The sequence below is a fragment of the Enterococcus sp. genome (genome assembly GCF_032555305.1).
Classification (GTDB): Bacteria; Bacillota; Bacilli; order Lactobacillales; family Enterococcaceae; genus Enterococcus_A.
This window is the reverse complement of the sequence record NZ_JAWGOQ010000004.1, coordinates 76,755-101,932: the sequence shown is the minus strand read 5'-3', so window position 1 is coordinate 101,932 and position 25,178 is coordinate 76,755. Positions and strand designations below refer to the sequence as shown.

General features: G+C 41.7%; 26 protein-coding genes. 16 read left to right on the top strand and 10 right to left on the bottom strand.

Annotated features, from left to right (window positions below):
- Positions 1–4 precede the first annotated feature (4 nt).
- Entirely contained in the window at positions 5–910 is a 906-nt protein-coding gene (locus E6139_RS04760) for a thiamine pyrophosphate-dependent enzyme (RefSeq protein WP_316401913.1), read from the bottom strand.
- Positions 911–932: 22 nt separating this feature from the next.
- Positions 933–1,586 (bottom strand): L-ribulose-5-phosphate 4-epimerase, encoded by a 654-nt coding sequence (locus E6139_RS04755; protein WP_316401912.1) that lies wholly within the window; start codon positions 1,584–1,586, stop codon positions 933–935.
- Positions 1,587–1,803: 217 nt separating this feature from the next.
- Here E6139_RS04755 and E6139_RS04750 point away from each other — a divergent pair, with 217 nt between their 5' ends.
- From E6139_RS04750 to E6139_RS04725, 6 genes are all read left to right on the top strand, one after another.
- Positions 1,804–3,207, top strand: a complete 1,404-nt coding sequence (locus E6139_RS04750; RefSeq protein ID WP_316401911.1) for a PTS galactitol transporter subunit IIC — start codon at positions 1,804–1,806, stop codon at positions 3,205–3,207.
- Complete coding sequence (locus tag E6139_RS04745; RefSeq protein ID WP_316401910.1) at positions 3,204–4,244, top strand: zinc-binding dehydrogenase; 1,041 nt, start codon at positions 3,204–3,206, stop codon at positions 4,242–4,244. The genes E6139_RS04750 and E6139_RS04745 overlap by 4 nt, the downstream gene beginning before the upstream one ends.
- A 14-nt stretch (positions 4,245–4,258) precedes the next feature.
- Entirely contained in the window at positions 4,259–4,723 is a 465-nt protein-coding gene (locus E6139_RS04740) for a PTS sugar transporter subunit IIA (protein ID WP_316401909.1), read from the top strand.
- Positions 4,724–4,809: 86 nt separating this feature from the next.
- Positions 4,810–5,115: a PTS sugar transporter subunit IIB gene (locus E6139_RS04735; protein ID WP_316401908.1), complete on the top strand. Its 306-nt coding sequence runs from the start codon at positions 4,810–4,812 to the stop codon at positions 5,113–5,115.
- 54 nt (positions 5,116–5,169) lie between these two features.
- Entirely contained in the window at positions 5,170–5,976 is an 807-nt protein-coding gene (locus E6139_RS04730) for a Cof-type HAD-IIB family hydrolase (protein WP_316401907.1), read from the top strand.
- Positions 5,977–6,016: 40 nt separating this feature from the next.
- On the top strand, positions 6,017–6,952 hold the full coding sequence (locus E6139_RS04725) for a sugar-binding transcriptional regulator (RefSeq protein WP_316401906.1): 936 nt from the start codon (positions 6,017–6,019) through the stop codon (positions 6,950–6,952).
- A 100-nt stretch (positions 6,953–7,052) separates the two neighbouring features.
- Here E6139_RS04725 and E6139_RS04720 read toward each other — a convergent pair whose 3' ends face one another.
- Positions 7,053–7,778, bottom strand: a complete 726-nt coding sequence (locus tag E6139_RS04720) for a GntR family transcriptional regulator (RefSeq protein WP_316401905.1) — start codon at positions 7,776–7,778, stop codon at positions 7,053–7,055.
- A 231-nt stretch (positions 7,779–8,009) separates the two neighbouring features.
- On the opposite strand from E6139_RS04720, the gene E6139_RS04715 reads away from it, so the two are divergent.
- Together E6139_RS04715 and E6139_RS04710 are read left to right on the top strand one after the other, a co-directional pair.
- Complete coding sequence (locus tag E6139_RS04715; protein ID WP_316401904.1) at positions 8,010–9,320, top strand: PTS sugar transporter subunit IIC; 1,311 nt, start codon at positions 8,010–8,012, stop codon at positions 9,318–9,320.
- Between the two features lie 16 nt (positions 9,321–9,336).
- Positions 9,337–10,755 (top strand): glycoside hydrolase family 1 protein, encoded by a 1,419-nt coding sequence (locus tag E6139_RS04710; protein ID WP_316401903.1) that lies wholly within the window; start codon positions 9,337–9,339, stop codon positions 10,753–10,755.
- Positions 10,756–10,807: 52 nt separating this feature from the next.
- On the opposite strand, the gene E6139_RS04705 is transcribed toward E6139_RS04710, so the two are convergent.
- The 4 genes from E6139_RS04705 to E6139_RS04690 are packed head-to-tail and all read right to left on the bottom strand — an operon-like array spanning position 10,808 to position 14,207.
- The gene (locus E6139_RS04705) at positions 10,808–11,470 is read right to left on the bottom strand and encodes an ABC transporter permease (RefSeq protein WP_410470511.1); all 663 of its coding nucleotides are present in this window, start codon (positions 11,468–11,470) and stop codon (positions 10,808–10,810) included.
- 5 nt (positions 11,471–11,475) lie between these two features.
- Positions 11,476–12,393: an osmoprotectant ABC transporter substrate-binding protein gene (locus E6139_RS04700; RefSeq protein ID WP_316401901.1), complete on the bottom strand. Its 918-nt coding sequence runs from the start codon at positions 12,391–12,393 to the stop codon at positions 11,476–11,478.
- A gap of 3 nt (positions 12,394–12,396) precedes the next feature.
- Positions 12,397–13,032 (bottom strand): ABC transporter permease, encoded by a 636-nt coding sequence (locus tag E6139_RS04695; protein ID WP_316401900.1) that lies wholly within the window; start codon positions 13,030–13,032, stop codon positions 12,397–12,399.
- Between the two features lie 2 nt (positions 13,033–13,034).
- Positions 13,035–14,207: an ABC transporter ATP-binding protein gene (locus E6139_RS04690; protein WP_316401899.1), complete on the bottom strand. Its 1,173-nt coding sequence runs from the start codon at positions 14,205–14,207 to the stop codon at positions 13,035–13,037.
- A gap of 522 nt (positions 14,208–14,729) precedes the next feature.
- Here E6139_RS04690 and queA point away from each other — a divergent pair.
- Entirely contained in the window at positions 14,730–15,761 is a 1,032-nt protein-coding gene (gene queA / locus E6139_RS04685; protein WP_316401898.1) for a tRNA preQ1(34) S-adenosylmethionine ribosyltransferase-isomerase QueA, read from the top strand.
- A 152-nt stretch (positions 15,762–15,913) separates the two neighbouring features.
- On the opposite strand, the gene E6139_RS04680 is transcribed toward queA, so the two are convergent.
- Positions 15,914–16,216: an AzlD domain-containing protein gene (locus E6139_RS04680; RefSeq protein ID WP_316401897.1), complete on the bottom strand. Its 303-nt coding sequence runs from the start codon at positions 16,214–16,216 to the stop codon at positions 15,914–15,916.
- Positions 16,209–16,970 carry an AzlC family ABC transporter permease gene (locus E6139_RS04675; RefSeq protein WP_316401896.1) on the bottom strand — a complete coding sequence of 254 codons (762 nt, stop codon included), beginning with the start codon at positions 16,968–16,970 and terminating at the stop codon, positions 16,209–16,211. The genes E6139_RS04680 and E6139_RS04675 overlap by 8 nt, the downstream gene beginning before the upstream one ends.
- Positions 16,971–17,071: 101 nt before the next feature.
- Here E6139_RS04675 and E6139_RS04670 point away from each other — a divergent pair, with 101 nt between their 5' ends.
- Both E6139_RS04670 and E6139_RS04665 read left to right on the top strand, forming a co-directional pair.
- Positions 17,072–17,299 carry a LysR family transcriptional regulator gene (locus tag E6139_RS04670; RefSeq protein ID WP_316401895.1) on the top strand — a complete coding sequence of 76 codons (228 nt, stop codon included), beginning with the start codon at positions 17,072–17,074 and terminating at the stop codon, positions 17,297–17,299.
- Positions 17,300–17,977: a LysR family transcriptional regulator substrate-binding protein gene (locus tag E6139_RS04665; RefSeq protein ID WP_316401894.1), complete on the top strand. Its 678-nt coding sequence runs from the start codon at positions 17,300–17,302 to the stop codon at positions 17,975–17,977.
- Between the two features lie 172 nt (positions 17,978–18,149).
- Here the strand turns inward: E6139_RS04665 and E6139_RS04660 are convergent, their stop codons facing one another.
- Complete coding sequence (locus E6139_RS04660; protein WP_316401893.1) at positions 18,150–18,680, bottom strand: hypothetical protein; 531 nt, start codon at positions 18,678–18,680, stop codon at positions 18,150–18,152.
- A gap of 1,067 nt (positions 18,681–19,747) precedes the next feature.
- Between E6139_RS04660 and E6139_RS04655 the strand changes: the two genes are divergently transcribed.
- From E6139_RS04655 to yajC, 5 genes are all read left to right on the top strand, one after another.
- Positions 19,748–22,390 (top strand): cation-translocating P-type ATPase, encoded by a 2,643-nt coding sequence (locus E6139_RS04655; RefSeq protein WP_316401892.1) that lies wholly within the window; start codon positions 19,748–19,750, stop codon positions 22,388–22,390.
- 181 nt (positions 22,391–22,571) lie between these two features.
- A complete protein-coding gene (locus E6139_RS04650) occupies positions 22,572–23,033 on the top strand; it encodes a DUF2975 domain-containing protein (protein ID WP_316401891.1) in 462 nt (153 codons plus the stop codon).
- Positions 23,034–23,042: 9 nt separating this feature from the next.
- Positions 23,043–23,258, top strand: coding sequence for a helix-turn-helix transcriptional regulator (locus tag E6139_RS04645; RefSeq protein ID WP_316401890.1), 216 nt, complete (start codon positions 23,043–23,045; stop codon positions 23,256–23,258).
- Between the two features lie 135 nt (positions 23,259–23,393).
- Positions 23,394–24,539, top strand: coding sequence for a tRNA guanosine(34) transglycosylase Tgt (gene tgt, locus E6139_RS04640; RefSeq protein ID WP_316401889.1), 1,146 nt, complete (start codon positions 23,394–23,396; stop codon positions 24,537–24,539).
- Between the two features lie 99 nt (positions 24,540–24,638).
- The gene (gene yajC / locus E6139_RS04635; RefSeq protein ID WP_316401888.1) at positions 24,639–24,986 is read left to right on the top strand and encodes a preprotein translocase subunit YajC; all 348 of its coding nucleotides are present in this window, start codon (positions 24,639–24,641) and stop codon (positions 24,984–24,986) included.
- Positions 24,987–25,178: the final 192 nt, after the last annotated feature.

The following is a 25,178-nucleotide window of genomic DNA, read 5'->3' as shown; positions in this document are numbered from 1 at the left end:
TCGCTTACATTTCTTTGTAGAACTGGGTGTATTTATCGAATTCTTCGCCTTCTTTTAAACGAACGAAATGCAGGATTGGTCTTCTTTCGTTTAAGTAAGGGATCCCTTGAGTTGGGTCGGTATAGCAAAGAATAACTAATGGTTTGTTCTTTTCCCCTTGTTTGGCGGCTTCTTCGATCGCTGCGATATCATGTCCGTTGACCGAAACTGCCTTAGCGCCAAATGCGGTGAAACGATCTTCCAACGGTTCGATATTCATGACTTTCTTGGTTTCCCCTTCGACTTGCTGGCCGTTGATATCGACCAATAAAACCAGATTGTCCAGTTCATAAAAGACCGCAGCTTGAATGGCTTCCCACAATTGGCCTTCTTCCATTTCCCCGTCGGACATCATCACAAAGACACGTCCTTCTTCCCCGCGTAATTTTCGCGCATGAGCCGTTCCGCCAGCAACACTGATTGCTTGGTCCAGTGTTCCGGCAGCGTTTTCAAATCCGGGCGTGTGATTGGCGCCGATCATTTCCATTGAATAGCCGTCGCGATTGAACATTTCCAATGCTTTTTCATCTAAGCGATCCGCTTCGATCAAAGCTGCATAGACAGGAGCAGCATAATGCGCGGGTGATACGAAGAAGCGATCGTAAGGGGCCTTTAGTGAGCCATGGTATTCCGCTCCTTGAACGTAATTCATATTATCTTTTGACGGTGTTCCCGGGAATTTATTCGGTAAGCGAGGCGCTTTGCTTTCACTCAAATTTAGAACACGTAAGTACATAGTCGCGAAAAGTTCCGCGGAAGAGCAGGCCTGCGAGAGGTAACAACCGTTTCTTTCGAGTGTTAGTTTCAGTACATGTTTGCGAATGTTTGTTGCCGCTTTTTCTACATCAGCGATCGTATAGTTAATTGCCATGATAAAACTCCTTTTTTTAAAATTATTTTTGTCCGTAATTATTTTGATAGAACTCATATACTTCTTCCATATAGGAATCTTCTAATGGTTGGAGAGCTGCGTTCAAGGTTCGAGCGTAATAAACACTTTGAGCGGTTTCTTCGAGAATGACGGCATTTTTTAGAGAGTTGGTAGCAGATTTGCCGACAGTGAAGACGCCGTGATTTTTCAATAGAATTGCGGGACACTTGGTTTCTTGGTAGCAGCGAACGATCTCGGCGCCGATGGCTTTTTCACCGACAGCGGCGATTTCTGATAGTGGGATTTCTTTTCCGAAAACAGCTGCAGAAGTCGTCGTATAGATAGGAAGTGATTCTCCGGCAATCGAGAAAGCAGTAGCGTATGGCGAGTGGGTATGAGTGATTCCGAGAACTTCAGGGCAGTGATTGTATACATACAGATGAGACTCAGTATCTACTGAAGGTGTCAGTTCACCTTCGATCACGTTGCCGGCCAAATCTACAACGATCATATTGTCTGGGGTCAAGTCCTCGAAATGGATACCGCTAGGTTTAATGACCACATATTCTGTTTCGGGATCTTTTGCACTGACATTTCCGCTCGTCCATAAAACCAATCCATTTTTAGGAAGCGCTTTATTGTCTTTGCAGACCGACTCTTTCAATTGTTCAAGCATGATATTACCTCCAATGTTGTTTTTTACATTATTTCATCAAGTAGAACAAATGTCAATATGTATTTTTTCGAAAAATGTTTTTAAATAGTATTATAGTAACTTTTGTACACGTGTAATCGTTTCCAATAAAAGTGTTGACAGATCGAAAATTCCATGTGATACTTATCATAAGTTCTAAAACGTGAAAAATAGTTCAGTAAAAAAAGGAGGAATTATTGTGGAGTTGTTACAAAATATCTTGAGTTCATTTGGTGCCGCCGTCGTTGTACCGGTGATGTTGTTCATCGTGGCATTATTTTTGAAGGTCAAACCTAAAAAAGCCTTTCAATCTGCTTTGAACGCTGGGATCGGGTTAACAGGGTTCAACTTGATTGTTAACTCATTTGTTCCAATCGTTACACCAGTCATCAATAATATGGTTGAACAAACGGGCGTAAAACTGCCGGTGTTCGACACAGGCTGGCAGGCGACTTCGGTGATTGCCTATTCTACTCAGGTGGGTGTGATTTTCTTAGTAGTAGGATTGATCCTGCAAGTGGCATTATTCTTAGTAAAATGGACCGATGTCTTTATGCCGAGTGATATGTGGAATAACTATTCATTTATGGTTTGGGGTTCGATGATCTATTTGATTACCAGCAATATGGTGTTAGCGATGACGTGTATGATCGTTCAGAACTTATATGTCATGCTGTTTGGGGAAGTGATCGCTAAACGCTGGGCGAATTATTACAGCTTGCCGGGAACAACCTTGACCGCGCCGCACCATGTTACGTCGGTACCCTATGCGATCGCGATGAACTGGCTCTTAAGTAAATTAGGCGCGGATAGAATTAATTGGGATCCGGCAACCTTGAAAAAGAAATTAGGTTTCTTGGGCGAACCTATCACGTTGGGACTATTTCTTGGTTTGCTGATCGGGATTATGGGGAACTTAAACACGCTGAATACCTTGGATGGTTGGGGCAGTGTGTTCACAATGGGCTTAGCAGTTTCAGCTGTGATGGCAGTCTTCCCGCGGGTTGCGAGTATCTTTGCTTCGGCGTTTACCAGCTTGACGAATGCTAGTAAGAAGACAGCGAAAGGCAGCGGAAAGAATCGTGAATGGATGCTGTCCGTGAATGATGCAGTTGGTTATGGTGAACCAGCGACGTTGATGACGGGGCTGATTTTGATCCCGATCATGGTATTGTTGGCGATGGTCTTGCCAGGTAACGAAACCTTACCTTTGGTTGACTTGATCGCTTTGCCATACATGGTGGAAATGATCATCTGTGTTTCGAAAGGGAATATTTTCAAAGGTGTGATCTCAGGTGTGATTTGGTTTACGATTGGTTTGTACGTTTGTACGTATACTGCACCTTACTTTACCGAAGTGGCGGCTCAAGTGGGTGTAAATATTCCCGAAGGTGCCATGATGATTACCAGCTTCGGAATTCTGTACAATCCAGTAATGGCCTTGATTTTCCTGACATTCTTATCAGGCAACTATCTATTGATTGGAATCGTGGTCGTACTTTATTTTGCAATGTATTTCTTATTCAAGAAAAACAAACAAGCCGTTTGGTCTTTCTTGGAAGGTGAAAAAAATGATACTCCAAAAGAAAAGGTGGTCGCATGAAGGCGTTAGTTAAAACGGAACCTGGCTACAACAAAATGAAACTGTTAGAAATTGAAACACCAGTCCCAAAAGATAAAGAAGTCTTAGTTAAAGTGATCTATACCGGAATTTGCGGAACAGATATCCATGGCTTCAAAGGAGTTTATGATCGATTGAAGACACCGTTAGTCTTAGGTCATGAATTTTCCGGTGTGGTCGAAGCTGTCGGTGAAAAGGTAACCAATGTTCAAAAAGGTGACTTAGTAACTAGCGAGACGACATTTGCGACTTGCGGCGAATGCGAATCGTGTCTGAACAAGGAATACAATCTTTGCTTGAATCGCAAAGGCTTAGGCAGTCAAGTAAATGGCAGCTTTGCTGAGTATGTGCTAACGCGTGAAGAAAGTGTCCATGTGCTGGACGAAAAACTTAGTTTGTTAGCGGCTTCGATTACCGAGCCGATCGCTTGCGGGGTCCATGCCAGTATGGAAAAAGTTCAAGTTAAAAAAAATGATGTGGCAGTGATTGTCGGACCAGGTCCGATTGGGTTATGCTTGAGTCAGGTATTGAAAAGTGTGGAAGCCAAAGTGATTGTTGTCGGAATCACTCAAGACGCTGAGCGGTTAAAAACAGCGCTGGAATTGGGTGCTGATCGGGTGATCGATTCACAGACAGAGGACGCAGCGGCAATTATTCAAGCGTTCACGGATGGAAAAGGTGCGGACTATTGTTTCGAATGTTCCGGAGCTGCACCGGCGATCAAAGGAGTCTTTGATTATTTGAAACAAAAAGGGACCTTGATTCAAATGGGTGTCTTTGCTAAAAGTTTAAATGAGTTAGACATGAACTCAATCGTGCAAAGAGAGCTGAATGTGATCGGCTCAAGATCGCAAAAACCGTCTACTTGGCATTTGACCTTGGATCTGATGAAACAAGGAAAGATCGATGCGGAGCGCTTGATCACGAAGGTTTATCCATTAGAGCAATGGGAAGAAGCCATAGAACAGGTCATGGCTGGCAATGAAATAAAGGTTGTTCTGCAGCCAAACAAACAATAAGGTGAGGGTTTGCTATGGAAGAAAAAAATCTCGTTGAAAAAAATTGTATTTTGCTTGATCAGGATGTCCATTCCTTTGAAGAAGTCATCCAACTGATGGGTGCAGAATTTGAAAAGGCTGGAATCGTTAAGCCGACTTATGTAGATGCGGTCATTGCCAGAGAGAAGGTGTTCCCGACTGGGCTGGCGGCTGACGGGCATAACATCGCGATTCCTCATACGGACCCTGAACATGTTCTGCGGCCAGCGATGGGAGTGGTGGTTACGAAAGAACCGATTGAAGTTTCCATGATGGGCAGTCCGGATATCAAGCTGCAAAGCAAGATCTTTTTCCCATTAGCGATGGAACATCCAAAGAAGCAATTGGACCTTTTACGACAATTGATGAATGTTTTTAAAACTAGAGAGGATCTGGATGCAATTAGTACTGCTAAAACACCGGAAGAAGTTCTAGCAGTTACCAGCAAAATTAAATTTTAAAAAAGCGCCATTTGTTGAAAGCGTTATACTATAATGGATGATAAGAACTTACATGGATAGAAACTAGTGAAATAGGAGGTTTAGCGATGACGGAAATCAAAGTTTTATCTGTATGCGGATCTGGTACGGTCAGCTCGGCCATGGTCGGCGAACGAATCGTGGAATTGTTAGAGGAGCATGGTTATGAGGTAGAGATTCAAGAGGTAAATCCTGGAATGGTCAAAGGCGCTGTCGCGAATGGTGATATTGACCTGGTGGCCTTTACCAGCCCAATCGATCCAGCAGACGCAGAGGGAATTCCGCAAATCAATTCGGTTGGATTATTGACTGGATTAGATGAAGATACATTTTTAGATGCAGCATTGGCAGCCTTAAAAGAGATGGGAAAATAGAAGTGTAGAAGGCTGGGTAGAAAATATCCAGTCTTCTTTTTGAAAGGAAAACCTATGAATTTAATTGCATTAGATCTTGACGGAACTGCACTGGATTCTACTGGAAAGTTAACAAAGGGAGTAACGGAAACTATTAGGCGAAGAGCAGAGAACTCAAACTACAAATTTGCCTTTTGCTCTGGGCGCCCACTGTCTGGCGCACTGCCTCATGCGCAAGCGGTCGGGATAGCGGATGATTATCACGTGCTGGCGAATGGCGCAATGGTACAAAATGGGAATGGTCAAAAATTAGTCGAGGAGCTGCTGGATTTTTCAGCTTATCAAGAGCTGACGGATTATTGCCGCGAAAGAGGGCTAACCTGCATTGCAGTCAATGATCATGAAGTGGTTACTTCGTTTCCTTCGATTAATCTTGGAACGTTAGAATTTTGCTTCTTGACGAATAATGATTTGAGAGTCTGCTCGCTCAGCGAATGTGATCTAGCTGAGAAATATTCTAAATTGATTATTTGTGATAAGCCCGATATAATTAAACAGAATAAAAGCCGGATAGAACAACGTTTTTCACAGCGATACACTTGTGTCGAGGGCTATCCGACCATGATCGAGTTCAGTAAGAAAGGTGTTAATAAAGGAAGCTCTTTGGCTAAATTAGCCAGTTATTATGGATTATCCGACAGCGAAGTGTTTGTCGTCGGCGATAATGGCAATGATCTCTCCTCATTTGAACGATTTCCGCAATCGATCGCGATGGGAAATGCTACGGATGAATTAAAACAGGCGGCCAAATGGCACTGCCCGACCAATGATGAAGACGGCGTGGTAAGAGCGTTAGAAATGATTGACGACTTTATTGCATAATTAACGGATGCTGACCCAGTATTTGAACTAGGAGGATAATATGGCGAATGATATTTCTACATTATTAAAAGTAGCAGAAATGTATTACTTAGATAGGATGAACCAAAACGATATTGCGAAAATAATTGGGGTATCACGTCCATCCATTTCCAGAATGCTGGAGGAAGCGCGCGAGAAGCAAATCGTCAAAATCTCGATCGAAGCACCTTTTGAACGCAATAATGCGTTGATGATGAAACTAAAGGAAAAGTTCGATCTATTAGAGGTCATCGTAGTAAAAGGATTAGGCGATTATGATTTTGACTTGGACAATGTAGGCAAGGCTTCGGCGGATTATATCAGCAGCGCATTATCTGATGACAAACTGCTGGGGATCTCTTGGGGCGCGACGGTGGAAAAAATGGTGAAAAACTTTCCTGAGCATGAAATGAAAAATGTTCATGTGGTTCAATTGACGGGAAGTTTGGGCCCGAATCGAACCGTGATGGATGGAAACGAGCTGGTTTTCCGTTTAGCGCAGAAATTGAATGGCCGGCATGAATTTTTCAACGCGCCAGCCTTCGTTAATTCCCGCAAGCTGCAGGAAGAACTATTGGCGCAGCCGCAAATCGATTTGAACATCTCACTAGGGCGTAAGATTGACGTAGCCTTTAGCGGTATCGGAAATATTGAAACCACACGTAATACGTTGGTTTCTTCGGGAATCTTAGATAATCGTGATTTAAACGATCTCGTGGCTGAAGGCGCGGTAGGAACGATGATTGGTCGAGCGTTTGATATCAATGGAAAAGAAATCCAGTACCGCAATCAATTTCCAATTTCCAGCGGTTTGGATTCCTTGCGTTTAGCACCGATCAGCATCGGTGCCGTCTGCTCGAAGAAACGAGCAACAGCAACACTAGGCGCGATCAATGGCAAGCTGATCAATGTTTTGATTTGCGATGAAGAAGTCGGGTATGAGTTATTGAATAACTAAATCATTTGAGTATAGACATTCGGTGATTAAAAAGTAAAATCCTCTTCCTTTAAAAGGAAAAGGATTTTTTGCTTTGCTGAAGATTTGCTAAACAAAAGGTTTACAACTGATAGATGTGTCTGCTTGATTTATTTACGATAGTGATATCCCCTTTGTCATAGCGATGTCGTGTTTGAGAATATTCAAAGGGTTGGTCATTTTCTAAGTAAACAGTTTGTTCGATTTCCAAGACAGGATCGTCTGATTGGCAATGGAGGTACTCGATATCGTACTGATCAGGTTTATCTGCTTTAATTCTGCGATGGGATTGACCAAATTTAAAATGCAAGCTTTCCTGGATATACTGGTAGATTGAACCTTTCAAAATTTCTTCAGTAATGCCTGGAATCAATAAAACAGGCATTACTGTATACTCAATTGCTAACGGCTCGCCATCCAGCATCCGAAGACGAATAATATCATAGATAGGATCGTTTTTATTAATTTTCAATTTTTCTTGATCCTTTTCGCTTGGGAAGGTTACACCGAAGGAAATGATTTTGCTATCCAACTTTCCAAGGTGACCTAATTTTTTCGTCATACCGCCATAGATGCTTGCGTCGTAATCATAGACAGATTCAGGTCCTTTCACATAAGAGCCGGACCCTTGCTTTCCCTCAATTAACCCTTCGACCTGCAAGCTTTTCAAAGCTTTTTGAATTGTTACGCGGCTTGTTTTGTAATGCTTTGCTAATTCTGCTTGGTTAGGCAACCTTGAGTCTTTTTGATAAATGCCATCAATGATTTTCTTTCTTAGATCGATCGCGATGTCTTGGTAAAAGGCCATATTCTTCTCCTCTAGCTAATAAAAATATAGGTTGAAAAGGTTAAGGTTTACAACTTTTTTGAAAAAGATAATTTGAGTTTACAAATTTTTGATCCTGTATTAGATTGGCAATGTAATCGATTACTAAACAAGGTAATTTACTTTTTTTACACTGTAATTTCATAAGTTGTAAGGAGAGTATACCACATTTGAAAATTTGAAAAGCAAGAGCCAGTCACGAGGAGGAGTATTATGGAAAATGGATTCATGGGAAAGCTTACTGAAGTTCTTGGAAATTTCGCGACGAAAGTAAATTCGCTTCGATATATTATGGTGATCAAGAATGCTTTTGCTTCATTGATCCCTGTCATTATTACTGGTGCCTTTGGTACGTTATTCTCAGCGATGGTTTTCGACAATGAGAATGGTTTGGCTAGAATCAAAGCATTAAGCTTTTTAGCAGAATTGAAACCGATATCATCTGCCGTGAGTTATGTAACATTGAGTTTTTTAACCATCTACGCGGTTTTTCTTATAGGTATCGAGCTGGCAAAACTGAATAATGTAAGGGGGATTTTTCCGGGAATCATCGCAGTGATGAGTTATCTATCGGTCAATCCGTTTGTTTATGAATTTGTCAATGCAGAGAATGTCACTGTTATCGCAGAGAATGTCTTAGCCAAACAGTATACAGATACGAAGGGCTTATTTCTAGGAATGTTTGTAGCGATCGCTTCGATCGAATTGTATTGCTGGTTAGGCAGACAAGAACGACTCAAGCTCAAAATGCCAGACACGGTTCCTACAAATGTCTCCAAGAGTTTCTCAGCTCTGTTTCCAACGATCCTGACAGTTTCAATCATTGCAACAGCAGGATTTGTGGTAAAAGCAGCGACGGGAATGTACGCGTATGACATTATTTATAATATCGTTCAGCGACCGTTGGAAGGAATTGTTCAGGGACTACCTGGTATTTTATTACTAATGTTCATCGCTCAAGTGTTCTGGGTAATCGGAATCCATGGGAATCAGATGGTGAAGCCTGTGCGTGAACCGTTGCTGCTGGCTGCTATTGCTGTTAATACGGAGGCATTTGAAGCAGGAAAGGAAATTCCTAATATTATCACGATGCCTTTTTGGGACATGTACATGAGTATGGGCGGCTCAGGCGTGACAATTGGTCTATTGATCGCAATTATCCTTGTGAGTAAACGTGATGACATGCGGGAAATCACCAAACTGTCTTTAGCTCCCGGTATTTTTAATATCAATGAACCAGTGATATTTGGAATGCCTATCATGCTAAATCCTATTTTAGCAATTCCGTTTATCGTAACACCTTTGGTTACTGGAACAATTGGTTATATAGCGACATCCTTAGGTTTTGCTGCAAAGGCGGTCGTGATGGTTCCTTGGCCGATGCCGCCAATTGTGAACGCCTACCTAGCGACAGCAGGAGATATCGGAGCGGTAATCACTCAGATAATTTGTATTATCGTGTCCATCTTGATCTATCTACCATTTGTAAAAATTTCAAATAAAGCAAACATAGAAACTGCTTAATAGTAGGAGGAAACCAATGGAAATTTCAATACCGAAAGATTTTGTGATTGGAGCAGCGGCTTCAGCATGGCAAACAGAAGGCTGGAAAGGAAAGAAGGAAGGTCAAGACTCTTTTATTGATAGCTGGTATAAAAATGAACAATTTGTTTGGCACGAAGGATATGGTCCAGCTGTAGCGACAAATTTCATGGAAAACTATGAGAAAGATATTGCGCTAATGAAGGAGATTCATTTGACCCATTATCGAACCTCTATCAATTGGGCACGTTTCTTTACAGATTATGAAAATTTGGTCGTGGATGAAGAGTATGCAAAGCATATTGATGAGGTCATTGATGGCCAGATTGAAGCAGGCGTTGAGCCGATGATCTGTTTGGAGCATTATGAAGTGCCATCATACTTGATGGACAAGTATGATGGCTGGTCTTCCAAGCATGTTCTGGAGCTATACGTAAAGTACGCTCAAATTGCTTTTGAGCGGTATGGTGATCGAGTGAAGCAGTGGTTCACATTTAATGAACCGATCGTCGTCCAAACAAGATGTTACTTGGATGCTGTTCGCTGGCCCCATGAACAGAATACAAAGAAATGGATGCTGTGGAATTTTCATAAGGCATTGGCAACAGCAAGAGCGGTTGAAATCTATCACCGTACACAAAAAGGTGGGCGAATTGGGTGTATTTTGAATCCGGAAATGGTCTATCCTAGATCCAGCTCAGCTGAAGATATTCATGCGGCAAAAATGTATGACCTGTTTTTTAATCGTGTTTTCTTTGATCCGATGATAAATGGAGAATACTCGGAAGAGCTGATCGATCTATGTAAGCAGCACGCCATTTATTTTGAACCGACTGACGAAGAGCTTGAAACGATCAAAAATAATCCTGTTGATTTTCTGGGAATCAATCAATACTATCCAAAAAGAGTTCGTGCGCCAAGATATGCTTGGAACGAGCAAACGCCGTTCCATCCGGAAGCCTATTATGAACCCTTCGAGCTTCCTGGAAAACGTATGAATAACTCTCGTGGTTGGGAGATCTACCCAGAAATTATGTACGATATATCGATGTATCTTAAAAATAATTATCGATCAATTCCTTGGTTGATCACTGAAAATGGAATGGGTCGAGAACAAGAGGAACTGTATAAGAACGAGGACGGCATCGTGCAGGATGATTATCGCATCGACTTCATTTCTCAACACCTCTATCAATTATTGAGAGGAATTAAGGACGGATCGACCTGTGAAGGCTATATGCTTTGGGCGTTTACGGATTGCGTTTCGCCAATGAATGCTTTTAAAAACCGCTATGGTCTGGTCCGCATCGAATTAGATGAACAGAGAACTAGATCGTTGAAGAAATCCGCCTATTGGTATCGTTCGTTAGTAGATGATCGGCAGCTCATCATTGAAGATGAAAAAGATTTTAAATAAGAAAAAATCCTCCAATCGTAACTACATGATTGGAGGATTCTTTGTTTAAAATTTATCTACTTGTTTTCGTTGCCGGATCTAGTTTGCGTTCAACGATTCCTAAGATCCAGTCAGTCATGATTGCCATTAAGGCGGTCGGTAATGCTCCGGCTAAGATAATCGCAGTTCCGTCTGTTGCGTTCGTTCCGCGGATAATGATATCCCCCAGACCGCCGGCACCAACGAATACGCCGATGGCCGTGATCCCGATGGCAACAACTAAGGCATTTCGAATACCTGCCATGATTACCGAGACAGATAAGGGCAGCTCGATCATGTACAATCGCTGCCAGTTGGTCATTCCCATACCAGTTCCGACATCTAAGGCATTTTTATCGACTTGCCGCATGCCAGTATAGGTGTTTTTGATGATTGGCAATAGTGAGTATAGAAATACAGTCAAAATGACAACATTGACGCCGAGACCCATTCCGATCATCAAAACCGAAATCATCGCCAGCGATGGAATTGTCTGGATCACATTGGCTAAACGAATCACCCAGTTGGCTAACTTCGTATGGCGAGCAATGAAGATCCCCAATGGAATCCCGACGATCGCAGCAAAGATCACCCCATAGATCGAGATCAAGAAGTGGCGAACGAATTGTGCGAAAATAATACTGCCATTCGTTTGATAATATTGAATGAATTGTTGAAAAGTATTTAGATTTTCCATTACGCTCACTTCCCTTCGAAATAGTTATGTTCTTTTAGAAAATCTTCGGCGACGATTTGCGGTTCGACCAGGTCATTGTCTGCTCGATAGTTGAGCTTTTGCATCTCTTCAGTAGAGATTTTTCCAGCCAAACGTTCCAAAGCATCTTTGACCTCTGGATCAGTTTTCAGCAGTTTATTGGAAACGATCGGCGCAGCATCGTAAGGCGGGAAGAAGCGTAAGTCATCTTCTAACATCACGAGGTCATAGCTGGCGATCCGTCCATCTGTGGAGTAGCCGAGAACGATGTCCATTTTTCCGACTGACAAGGCGTCGTAAACCAGACTGACCTGCATCGGCAGGATTGAAGAAAATTCGAATCCATAAGCCTGCTTGAAGCCCTCATAGCCGTCCCCTTTACGTGTGATCCACGAAGTATCGACACCTGCTTTTAATTCACCGGCGACACGTTTCAAGTCACTGACTTTTTTCAGGTTATATTTTTCAGCGGTATCCTTTCGAACTAAGAAAACATAGGTGTTGTCAAAGCCGTACGAAGGAAGCCATGTTTGGTCAAAGCGTTTTTCGAATTCGTCATGAACGATATCGAAAGCCTTCTTAGGATCTTTTTCAGCTGGTAATTGCAGGATCGAAGATAGATCCGTTCCTGTATAGCGCGCAGAGGAGATCGACGCATCATCCTTCAGCATCGCTTGATGATTGATCATGTTCGTTGCCAAGTTATTGATCACTGTCGTTTCCTTATCAGTATAATGCTCGACCATTCCAGCAGTGATGCTGCCTAAGATCTGCATCTCTGAGGTGATTCCGCCAGTGATAGCGATCGTGTCTTCGTCATCGTTTGATGCTAAACCAGGGAAAGAACAGCTGCTTAGAAATAGTAGAGAAAGTCCGAGTAAAGCCAAAATTTTTATTTTTTTCATGGGTTACTCCTCCTTCCTTAGGGCTGCTGGAGTCATGCGATCTTCTAAGAAACCTAATAGCAGATCAACGACTAATGCCATCACGATGACCGGCACTGTTCCTGCGATGATTAAAGGCGGTTGGAAGTTGTTCAATCCGCTGAAGATCAAATCACCTAGTCCGCCGGCACCAATGTAAGAGGCTAATGTTGCCCATGCGATAACGTAAACAGCGGCTAGACGAATTCCTGCCATGATTGTTGGAATAGCGATCGGCAGTTCCACAGTGAAAATCGACTGCAGATTGGTCATTCCCATACCTTTGGCGACGTCACGGTAATTACGATCGACATTTTTCATCCCGATAAAGGTGTTCCGCAAAATCGGCAATAAGGAATAAATGAACAAGGCGATGATCGCCGGGAATTTCCCTACACCGAAGAAGGGAATCATTAAGGCCAGCAAAGCAAGGGAAGGAACGGTCTGCAAGACACTGGCGATTCCGATCACAAGATTAGCGATTTTGGGCAAACGGGTCAAGACAATACCTAAAGGAACAGCAACTAAGATACCAAGGCCTAGAGCGATGGCAGAAATATACAAATGTTCAGCGCTTTTTGTCAGCATTTGCCCACCATATTCATTGATGAATGCTTGCATGATTACGCCTCCCCGCTAGTGATGTTTTCTGCTGCATCTCCGAAAGTTTCTTCTTCGCCCCAAAGAACGTCATAAATGATATCCACTAGCGACACTCTCGTTAAGATGCCGACAAGGTGATTGCTGTCGTCCACTACGGGCACGTATTTCACACCGCGTTTCAGAATTCGCTGCAGGCTGTCGCGAACCAACGCTTTTTCTTTGACGTAGAAAACTTTTGGATTGATGATATCGCCGATACTGGTTGCTTTTCCGCGACGACGTTCACGGTCAATCGTTTCAACATCGACAAAGCCCTTCAAGACATTGTCTTCATCCACGACCAACAAGGTATCTACCCGTTTTTCCCGCATCAAACGAATCGCATTTTGCAGGCTCTTCTCTGGTGTGATGGAAACGGCTGTATGCATCATGATCTCGCCAACAGTTGTCGTATCTGGTTTTGCTTGCAATAATCGGTCTTCTCCTAAAAGCTCCTCAACAAATTCATTGGCTGGATTTTGTAAAATATTTTCTGGAGTATCAAATTGAATCACTTTTCCGTTGTCCATGATGGCGATCCGATTCGATAACTTTAAGGCTTCGTCCATATCGTGAGTAACGAAGACGATGGTTTTACCTAGACGTTCCTGCAGATCTTTTACTAAGTCTTGCAGCGAGTCACGAGTGATCGGGTCTAACGCACCGAAGGGTTCATCCATCAAAATGACATCTTGATCGGCAGCGAGCGCACGAACAACCCCGATCCGTTGCTGTTGTCCACCAGACAGTTCATGGGGATAACGGTCCAGCATGTCTCGCGGCAATTCAACAAGGTCGATCATTTTCTCGGCTGTTTTGTTTTGTTCTTCTTTGTCTACTTTCAATAAACGCTGTACAAGGGTAATGTTGTCACGGATCGTCATATGGGGCATCAAACCAATATTTTGAATGACATAGCCGATCTGACGACGCAATTCAACAGGATTTTTCTTCTGAATATCTTCTCCGTTGATTTTGATGGTTCCTTTTGTCGGGTCGATCATGCGATTGATCATCCGCATCGTAGTGGTTTTGCCGCTGCCGCTGGTACCAATCAGACAAATGAAATCTCCTTTATCAAAAGAGAGGTTGATATCTTCAACGGCTACTTTGTTTCCATTGTAGATTTTAGAAACGTGGTCAAACTCAATCATGTTTACACTCCTATTCCTGTTTTGTATGTTCAAATTTTTCTGACATGAAAATTCAGCGGAGCGTCACTCGGATTAGACGATCTTTTCACAAGAAAAAATACTCTAATTCCAATTCATCGACTATTCCGCCAAGCGTATTTATATGCAAGAGATCCTTCAGTGAAAGTAACTGAAATACATGAATCCAGCATCTAAAAAGCAAAAAATTTAACAGACTTATAATTTTAGTATGCTACACAAAGCGATAAAAAAGCAAATGACTGGCTCATTTGCAACCATTTTTATCGGATTAGTATTGCTTTTTCTAGATTATAAAATAACTATTTGGGTTTTATGGATGTAATTATCTTTTATTAGAAGTATGAGAGGATGGCGGAATAAAAAAACGAATAATTAATTTTTACGAAAATTTTTTATGAAAATGAAAACTATTCTAATTTGATGAGGGATTTATGTAAACAGCAATGGACTTTTCATTGCGCGTGTCCCATGATAGAATAGCCGAGGAAAAGAGGAGAAGCTATGTTAACCACAGAAGATTTTGATTTTGATTTACCAGAAGAATTAATTGCCCAGACCCCTCTAGAAAAGCGAGACAGTTCGCGTTTATTAGTGCTGGATCGGGAAACTGGCCAAATCGCGGATAAACATTTTGATGAGATTATTGAAGAATTGAATCCCGGTGATGCTTTAGTGATGAACGACACACGAGTTTTGCCAGCGCGTCTATATGGCGAGAAGCCTGAAACTGGTGGACATCTTGAAGTGTTGCTGCTGAACAATACTCAAGGCGACGAGTGGGAAACCCTAATCAAGCCAGCGCGTCGGGCGAAGGTCGGCACGCAGATCGTCTTTGGCGATGGTCGCCTGCGGGCAGAAGTGAAGCAGGAATTAGAGCATGGCGGTCGGATTGTAGAGTTTTCTTATGAAGGGATCTTCTTAGAAAATCTAGAATCACTTGGTGAAATGCCATTACCGCCGTATATCAAAGAACGCTTAGAAGATCCCGAACGTTATCAGACCGTATACGCGAAGGAAAACGGATCAGCCGCAGCACCGACAGCGGGCCTGCATTTCACCCCTGAGCTACTAGAAAAAATCGCCGCAAAAGGCGTGAAACTGGTCTATCTAACGTTACATGTTGGATTAGGAACCTTCCGACCAGTTAGTGTAGATAATATCGCTGAACATCAAATGCACAGTGAATTCTATCGCTTGACGGAAGAAGCTGCTGTCCAATTGAATGAAGTCCGAGCCGATGGCGGAAAAATCGTGGCTGTCGGAACAACTTCGATCCGGACGTTAGAAACGATCGGAACAAAATTCAATGGCGAAATCAAAGCCGACAGTGGTTGGACCGATATTTTTATCACACCAGGCTACGAATTCAAAGTTGTTCAAGCTTTTTCAACAAACTTCCATTTGCCTAAATCAACTTTGGTGATGTTAGTAAGTGCCTTTGCCGGACGTGAAAAGACGTTGGCAGCGTATCATCACGCGATTGAGGAATGCTATCGCTTCTTCAGCTTCGGTGATGCAATGTTCGTAAAATAGCATATTCAACAAAAGCAAGGCGCTAGATGAATGCTGACATCTAGCGCCTTGTTTTGTTTTTTCAGAATGCACACCTTCCAACCTTGCCAAATGTAAAGCAATTCCGCAAATAACTTTCTCTTCGTTAAGTATGTTGAGTAAGAACTTAACGATCAAATCATGATAAATTCTGCTATCAGCACGACCACACAACACAAGGAGGAAACTTTAAACAGATTTGCCCCGTACCAAGCTGCAAAGATTCCTACGGCTAAAGCCAACACTCCAGCCAGTGGCGAACGTGTGGCTTGCGTGATGGAAGGAAAGGTCATGACTGATAGAGTGACATAAGGGACATAATAGAGGAAAGACTGAATGATTTCATTTTTGATCGGACGACGAATCAGAGTCAAAGGAATCACGCGGATCGCGTAGGTCACACCAGCCATTACCGCTATGTAGATGTAATTATTCATTATTCGTATTCGCCCCTTTCTTCACAGGGAAAAACCAAGCTGCTAATAAGGAGATCCCAACAGTTAAAAAAATTGTTTGCATCCCATTAGGCAGGCGATCAAATAATGGCAGCTTATCAGACAGGTAACTTGCAAGGAAACTAATGCTTACTAAGGCGGCGATCAGGCGGTCTTTTCTAGCTGGCGGAATGATTACAGCTAAGAACATGCCATACAATGCAACGCTTAATGCGCTGACTAAGCTAGCAGGCAGAAGGTTTCCAGCAGAAATCCCCAGAGCTGTGCCGACTGCCCAACCAGGAGCGGCGACTAAAACAGCGCCATAGGTATGAAACGGCTCAACAAAACCAGGTCGGGAGATCGTAAGGCCAAAAAGCTCGTCCGTAATGTCATAACCGAGAAAAAGGCGGTGAAACAGGGGAGTTGCGGGCGAGAATCGTTGACTCAACGCACAGCTCATCAGCAGGTAACGGGCGTTCGTAACAAGCGTCACGATTGCGATTTCTAAATAACTGGCTTTCGCAGCAATCAAAACGAAAGCGGCGTATTGTCCTGCGGAAGCATTGTTCGAAATACTGGCAAGAAAGCCTTGGAAAGGAGTCAGACCGGCATTTCTAGCGGTGATTCCTAAAGAAAAAGCGACCGCAAAATAGCCTAGGCCGATGGGGATTCCGTCTCTGATCCCTTCCAAAAAGACCTGCTTTGAAAACGTCACATTTGAGTTGGGAGGGTTGACTAAACGTTTATCTTTCACGACATCGTCTCCTCTCTTTTAGCCACATTATAGAGAGCTCCTTTACCATAGTAAAACGAATGATTATAATGTATCCATAAGTAAATCTTATGGAGGTAAACATGATCACAAAATACCGTGTGTTTTGCTTAGTGATAGAAATAGGGAGCTTTACTAAAGCCGCAAAAATACTGGGTTACTCTCAAAGCGCAGTGAGTCAGATCGTCAAGTCATTGGAACGGGAATTGGGAACCATTCTAGTCAATCGCGGAAAAGACGGTATCCGCTTGACGAGTGATGGTGAGCAGTTTTTACCCTATCTTCAAGCGATCCAAGTAGCTGAAAACTAGTTGGAGAAAAAACAGCAGGAGCTTTTAGGTCTGGAAGCTAGTACGATTCGGATTGGCGCCTTTAACAGTATTAGTAAAAATTTCCTGCCGCAGCTGATGGGAAATTTTAAGAAGCTATATCCCAAAGTCAGTTTTGAATTGCTGCAGGGAGAAACCTCCAGTATCGGCAGCTGGATCATAAATGATCGGGTCGACTTTGGCTTTTTGAATCATGATTGTGTCGATGGAGTCGAGACACGACCAATTTATCACGATGAGATGCTGGCGGTTATTCCGAATGAACACAAGCTGACTGCTGAAAATCAAGTCAGTCTGAAGGAACTAGCACAGGAGACCTTGATTCTTTTAGATGAAGGAGAATTTAGTGTAGCCCTAAAAGCTTTTTCAAAAAAGCAGCTTGAGCCAAATATTCAGTATAAAATCTATGATGATTCCGCGATCCTTGAGATGGTTCAGCAGCAATTAGGCGTTTCGATCATGTACAGTCTGACGCTATCGGGAGTCAAGGATAAGGTGGCTGTTCGCGAGATCAAGGAACATCCCGAACGAACTGTTGCTCTAGGTTGGCGTAATTGGCAGACAATGTCCTTTGCCTCACGGCGTTTTGCGGAGTTTATTTTGGAGAATATCGCGAAGATTTATCCAGAGGAAATTCAGGGAGTGCGGTTTGTGGGGTGAGATACCAGTTAAATCAGAACGAAAAAGTTAACAGATAACTCGTTAATTAAGCAAAAGACCAAAAATCAGCTTTGATTTTTGGTCTTTTGCTCTATTTTAAATATTGGTCATGATTGCATAAAATTAAAAAAGACTTCACACTAAGCCCTTTTTTAACGCATCTATACTTAGCTTAGGCGATGAAAATCAAATGAAGTGCTGCTAAAATATTACCTGTAGCCATCAAACCTAAAATATACCCACTTTTTCTTCGGTTTTTTTCTAGTCGCAACAGTTCTTCTCGTGATGCTAAACAAACTTTTAGTTCATTCTCAGGGTGTGATTCCAAATACTTTTCCATATACTTGTACCATTCAGATACACTTGGACCGAATAAATAAGCAATTGAGACAGCATACGCTAAAATTCCCGCCGAAATATTTAACAAAGAGATATTTATATTCAGAATCGATATGCATACTGATAAATAAGCTAAAGTACCTATCAAGGTACAAACTCTTGCTATCAAACTATTTTTCAAAAAAAACCTATGGTAATACCTATTTATTTTGATCCTGCGTTTCAATAATCCGATTTTTGTTAAATCTGGAAATTGTTGTTTAACTTCTTCAATATGATTTTTTTCGATTTTTCGAGTGTCTCTGAGAACTAACCCTAACCTAAAAAGTAAGAATGACTCGAAAATCAGTATAATTAATTTCATTCGTCACCTCTATTAAATCTATAGATACCTGTTAATCTTTGCTGATCAGAACTCTAATAAGCCATTATCTGTATTAATATTTTATCGTACTTGAAAGCTCAATTCGTTAAAGTGTTGTTATATTTAAATTAACGCTCTGATAGTTTTTTATTTCTAGAACTACAGAAAAAGAGCACACTTGTTTTGAAAGGATGCATGGAGTTTACAGTGCAATAATCGAGATAAACAATATTAAGTCGACCAAAATCTAATAATTTTCTGTTGTTTTAATGGACATACTAAATAAGATTCAGCATTCTTTTTTAAAGGGTTAGTTGACGATCATCTTATTTTCTTGTCTCATGAAGGAGTAACAAGTAATGATCAATACACAAGAGAATAAGTATATCTAAAGCGGCTAAAATTTGGCTAAAACTGATCTGCAATTCTCCGCAAAACAGTACAAACTTTCAATTTCCAGTTTTAAGGAAACAGCGTAGAATCGCTGTTGTTTCAACACATTGCAAACAAAACCACAAAAAAGCCAGGCTCTCGATAAGCCTGGCTCTTAGAATTTCGGAAGGATTAAATCATTCGAATTTTATATTACTTTATTGATACATGTAAAGTATTACATGAATTTCTTGACTATAAACATAAATATTTGTTTTTACTACGTTTTCACTTGTATTCAGTTTTAAGAAACTTATTTCTTACTTACGTATCTTTTTACTTGTGTGTTTGATGTACTACTCAACCTTGGATACGCATTCACTATTTATAAGGAAATACTTCACACGTACACTTTTGACAACTTTTCGGTGAATCTTGTATTACTAACAATTTTATTGTTTACTTTTTTCTACTTTCTTATCGAGAAATCCTTCGAATGATTTAAGTTCCTCCTTCCTTGTATCTATAATATAGCACATCCTAATCATTTTTGAAAGCGATTGCACTTGGTTATTTTGAATAATTTATTTTGTTACTTTTTGATGGATTTTCAAGGTGTATGCTTTGAGTTAAGAATCTTTTCTGTGTTATAGTAATAATATAGGTAGTATTTTTATAACATAAGGAGGAATAGGATGGAACCCTACAAAGAGACAGTTGATACTGTGATTGATGAATATAGTGCTGATTTAGACAATGGTTTGTCAGAGAGTAAAGTCGAAGAAAAAATTAAAAATAACGGAAAAAATAAATTTGAGGAAGCGCCGAAGGAATCATTGGCAAAAAAGTTTTTCCATAGTTTGACCGATTTTACGACTATCATTTTATTGGTGGCTGCAGTCATTTCTTTATACACTGCGATTGCTACTGATCATGGAGATTATTTTGAAAGTTTTTTGATTATCGCAATTGTTGTGATCAATTCTGTTTTGGCAATTGTACAAGAAGGAAATGCTGAAAAAGCTTTATCTGCTCTGCAAGATATGAATAAGCAGACTGCCACAGTCATGCGTGATGGCAAGCAACAAGAGATTGATGCAGAAGAATTAGTACCAGGAGATACATTATTACTGGAATCTGGATCGATGATTACGGCTGACGCTCGAATCGTAGAAGCTTCGCAATTACGTGTAGAAGAATCCGCATTGACTGGAGAAAGCGAACCAGTGATGAAAGATCCGGAGTATCAAGGTGAAGAGGACGATTCATTAGGAGATCGTTTGAATATGCTCTATAAAGGATCGACTGTAGTAAATGGTCGCGGGAAGGCAATCGTTACTGCGACTGGCATGAAGACCGAAATGGGAAAAATCGCTGGCCTTTTAAATAGTGATGAAACTCAAAAAACACCTCTGCAAAAACGATTAAATCAATTAGGCAAACGTATCAGTTTGATCGCTTTGGCAGCTGCGGCTTTTGTGTTTTTCATTGGCGAGATGCAAGGCGAACCAGTGTTGGACATGTTTATCACGGCGATTTCATTAGCGGTCGCGGCTGTTCCGGAAACATTGACAGTTATCGTGACTCTGACATTGGCATTTGGTGTACAGAAGATGGCTCAGAAAAATGCGATTATCCGGAGATTACCTGCGGTTGAAACATTGGGCTCGGCAAACGTCATTTGTTCAGACAAAACTGGAACGCTGACACAAAATAAAATGCGCGTTCGTCGTGTCTGGACTCACGGAGATTCTGTGGTAGATACCGAAGAAGGTATGACCGAAGAAGCAATGGAAGTTTTAAGTATTGCAGCTTTGTGTACGGATGTTATCGTAGAAAATGATGACAACGAGTTAGAAATCAAAGGGAACCCAACCGAAGCGGCGATTGTTCGTGCCGTGGAAGAAAATTATCATACGAAAGCAGAACTGGAAGAAAAATATCCGCGAATCGGGGAAATCCCATTTGACTCAGATCGAAAGATGATGACGACTGTACATAAGCGCGGGAAGAAATTTATCTCCATTACTAAGGGAGCTTTCGACGTTTTACTACCAAAATTTCATTATGGCGACGTGGATCAAGCTGCTATTGTCAATGACCGCTTTGGGAAAAAAGCATTGCGGGTCATTGCTGTAGGTTACGCGATCCATGAAGAAGAGCCAAAAGATATTACTTCAGAAGCTTTGGAAAAAGATCTGCGTCTAATGGGTCTGATCGGGATGATTGATCCGCCACGTCCAGAATCAAAAGCCGCAATCGCCCGTGCGAAAAAAGCTGGAATTAAAACGGTCATGATCACTGGAGACCATGTTGTGACTGCTGGAGCGATTGCAAAAGAACTAGGCATCATGAAAAGTCGTAAAGAAGCAATCTCTGGTGCTCAGCTGCAAAAAATGACCGATGAAGAACTAGATGATCGCGTCAAAGACCTATCAGTATACGCTCGTGTAACACCGGAAGACAAGATTCGTATCGTTAAATCTTGGCAGCGTTCAGGCGCTGTTGTGGCGATGACTGGAGATGGGGTAAATGATGCACCAGCTTTGAAAGCCAGCGATGTTGGCTGTGCGATGGGGATCACAGGGACAGATGTGGCGAAGGGTGCTGCTGATATGGTCCTGACTGATGATAACTTTGCGACGATCGTTGATGCGGTCGCTCGTGGACGTTCTGTTTATCAAGGGATTCGTAAAGCAATCAACTTCTTGTTGAGCTGTAATATCTCTGAGATTTTTATCGTAGTAATTGCGATGCTGCTAGGCTGGGGCGCTCCGTTTACAGCCGTTCAGTTATTATTCGTTAACGTTGTAGCAGACGGACTGCCAGGGTTTGCTTTAGGTAGAGAGCCAGCAGAAGCAGGGATCATGGACGAAAAACCGATTCCTCGTGATGAAGGAATCTTCGCTCGCGGACTTTGGAAGAAGATCGGTCTGAATGCAGCGGTCTTTACAGTCGTGACTTTAATCGGCTTTTACATTGGTGCATTTGTTGAGCATGTTAGCTATTTTACACCGCCTAGTTTAGAAGTTGGTCAAACGGTAGCCTTTCTAGTATTGGCCTTCTCGTCAATCCTGCATGTCTTTAATGTACGTAGCAGCAAGTCGATTTTCAAGGTAGATTTAGCTACGAATAAATCATTGGCACAAATGGCTTGGTTGGCTTTAGGAATTACAACGGCGATTGCCTTAATTCCGCAAACACAAGAATTGTTCTACTTGGTTCCAATCAGTATGAATCATTGGGTGATCGCGATCTTGCTTTCGATCGTACCGATTATTGTGACTGAACTGATCAAGTTCCATAAAGCACCGGAAGTTGATCCGGAAAATATCTAAGCAGTAACGCTAGGCTGATTTCAGCTTAGCGTTTTTTTCTGGGGGGAAAGCTATCAGTCGCCACAGAGAGTTCTAGTAAAGCTTTATATTCAGTTAAGTGTATCGTTTATCGATAAAAATATGTTGAATATCAATTTTTTGAATGCTAATATATGGCTATCAAACTTAGTGGGGTGTTTTAATGAAGCTCAAGGTCAATTTGCTTAAAACGGCATTAGTTATTATTTCGTTATTCGTTCTTTTCATCACAGTAATTTTTATGTTCCAATTCTCATCGGAAAAGAAGAACGTGGTTAACAGTATTCTTTTCTGCGCGGTTTTTGGCTCTGTTTTATTAGGCTTTCGGGTATTGTTTCTATTGAACCGAATATTGGATTTTGTACAACGTGCAGAGGCTTTTTCTGACAAGACATTGAAGGTTGTTTCGAAGATTAAGAAACTGATTCTTTTGATCAGTCTTGTGTTTTTGGGAATCTTACCGTTTTTCTACACGGTTGCAGATCGGCAAGATGCACCTGGCGTTTTGGTGATTGGTTTGGGGCTTGTTTCGATTCCTTTCACAGCGTTTATCTTTTCTCAAATTGTCGAGGAATTATTTAAGAGTGCTGCTGAGCTGAAGAATGATAGCGAGTTAACTATTTAGGGGGAACAAATGGCGATTATTATTGATTTAGATGTTGTCTTGGCACAGCGAAAAATGAGCGTGAGCGAACTCTCCGAAAAAGTCGGAATCACGCTCGCGAATATATCAATCCTGAAAAACAATCGTGCAAAGGCAATCCGTTTTTCAACCTTAGATAAGATCTGTGAAGTTCTGGAGTGCCAACCGGGAGATATTATAAAGTATCAAGAAGATCAGAAGAAATAGAGGGTTTGGTGATTAAGCTGGATTCATTGTTGCAATCTGTCTTAAGCCCTGTACAGAAAGTTGCAAAAGCGGATTAAAACCAGTATTATGGTACAAGTTGCAAACACATACATATAGAAGAAAGTAGGAAATTAAATGACTGAACCTGCCATTTCTTATCGCTTAATAAAGAAAGAAAAACATACTGGAGCGCGTCTTGGCGAAATCATCACGCCACACGGAACGTTCCCGACACCAATGTTTATGCCAGTGGGAACGTTGGCTACTGTAAAAACCATGTCACCGGAAGAATTGAAGGAAATGGGTGCTGGCATCATCCTGAGCAACACCTATCATCTTTGGCTGCGTCCTGGTGAAGATCTAGTCGCAGAGGCAGGCGGCTTGCATAAATTCATGAATTGGGATCAGCCAATCTTGACTGATTCAGGCGGCTTCCAAGTCTTCTCACTAGCGGATATGCGTAATATCGTTGAAGAAGGCGTGCATTTCAAGAATCATCTAAATGGTTCAAAAATGTTCTTGTCACCGGAAAAAGCCATCGATATTCAAAATAAATTAGGCTCTGATATCATGATGAGCTTTGACGAATGTCCACCATTCGATGAAAGCTACGATTACGTGAAGAAATCAGTAGAGCGTACGTCACGTTGGGCTGAACGAGGCTTGAAGGCCCATGCGAATGCAGCAACTCAAGGATTGTTCGGGATCATCCAAGGTGCCGGTTTTGAGGATCTGCGTCGTCAAAGCGCGAAAGATCTAGTCAGCATGGATTTCCCTGGCTACTCGATCGGCGGTCTATCTGTTGGTGAACCTAAAGAGGAAATGAATCGAGTATTAGAGTTCACCACACCGTTGATTCCAGAAAACAAACCGCGTTACTTGATGGGCGTCGGTGCGGCTGACTCATTGATCGATGGTGTGATTCGCGGTGTTGATATGTTCGACTGTGTCTTACCTACGCGTATTGCCCGCAACGGTACTTGTATGACTTCTGCCGGACGTTTAGTGGTTAAGAATGCGAAGTTTGCTCATGATTTCCGTCCGTTGGATGAAAAGTGTGATTGCTACACTTGTCGTAATTACACACGGGCATATATTCGCCACTTGATTCATTGTGATGAGACGTTTGGTATTCGTTTGACTTCGTATCACAATCTGTATTTCCTAATCAACTTGATGAAACAAGTTCGCCAAGCAATTATGGATGATAATCTATTAGAATTCCGCCAAGCCTTCTTTGAAGAGTATGGTTTTAACAAGCAAAACGCAAAAAGTTTTTAAAGTCTGGTTAAAATGCTAGTGAAAGACTGAAAACTTTGTTACAGTTAAAAGGAATTACTTTAGAAGGCGAGGAAATTAAAAATGGGCGGAAGCTTTTCAATGATTATTTTGCTAGTGTTGATGCTGGGAATGTTCTTCTTTATGAATCGTTCTCAAAAGAAACAACAGCAAGAACGTCAGAATTTATTAGATGCAATGAAGACTGGGGACAGCGTCGTAACAATCGGTGGATTACACGGTGTGATCTCTGAGATCAATGATAGCGACAAAACGGTTACTCTAGACTGTGAAGGAATCTACTTGGTATTTGATCGTTCTTCAATCAGAACGGTGAAATCTGGTGTACGTCCAGCGGCAGCTCCCGTTGAACCAGCAGCAGTTGAGCCTGCAGAACCAGAAGAAACAGTAGTAGAAGAAAAACCTGAAGACAAACCAGAAGAGAAGTAAGAGCAATTTCTGGCTTTAGCATTTTTAGGTATCAAGGCGCGTATTTATACGCGTCTTTTTTCGTTGTGCAAAAAACCAGATTGCTTACTGAACGTTAAAAATAAGAAATATAAGATTTTAAAATTGGCTCTTTAGCAGTCAATATTCTGAGAAAATAAGGAAAAGCGGTACGAATAGAAAGTTACATAGAAT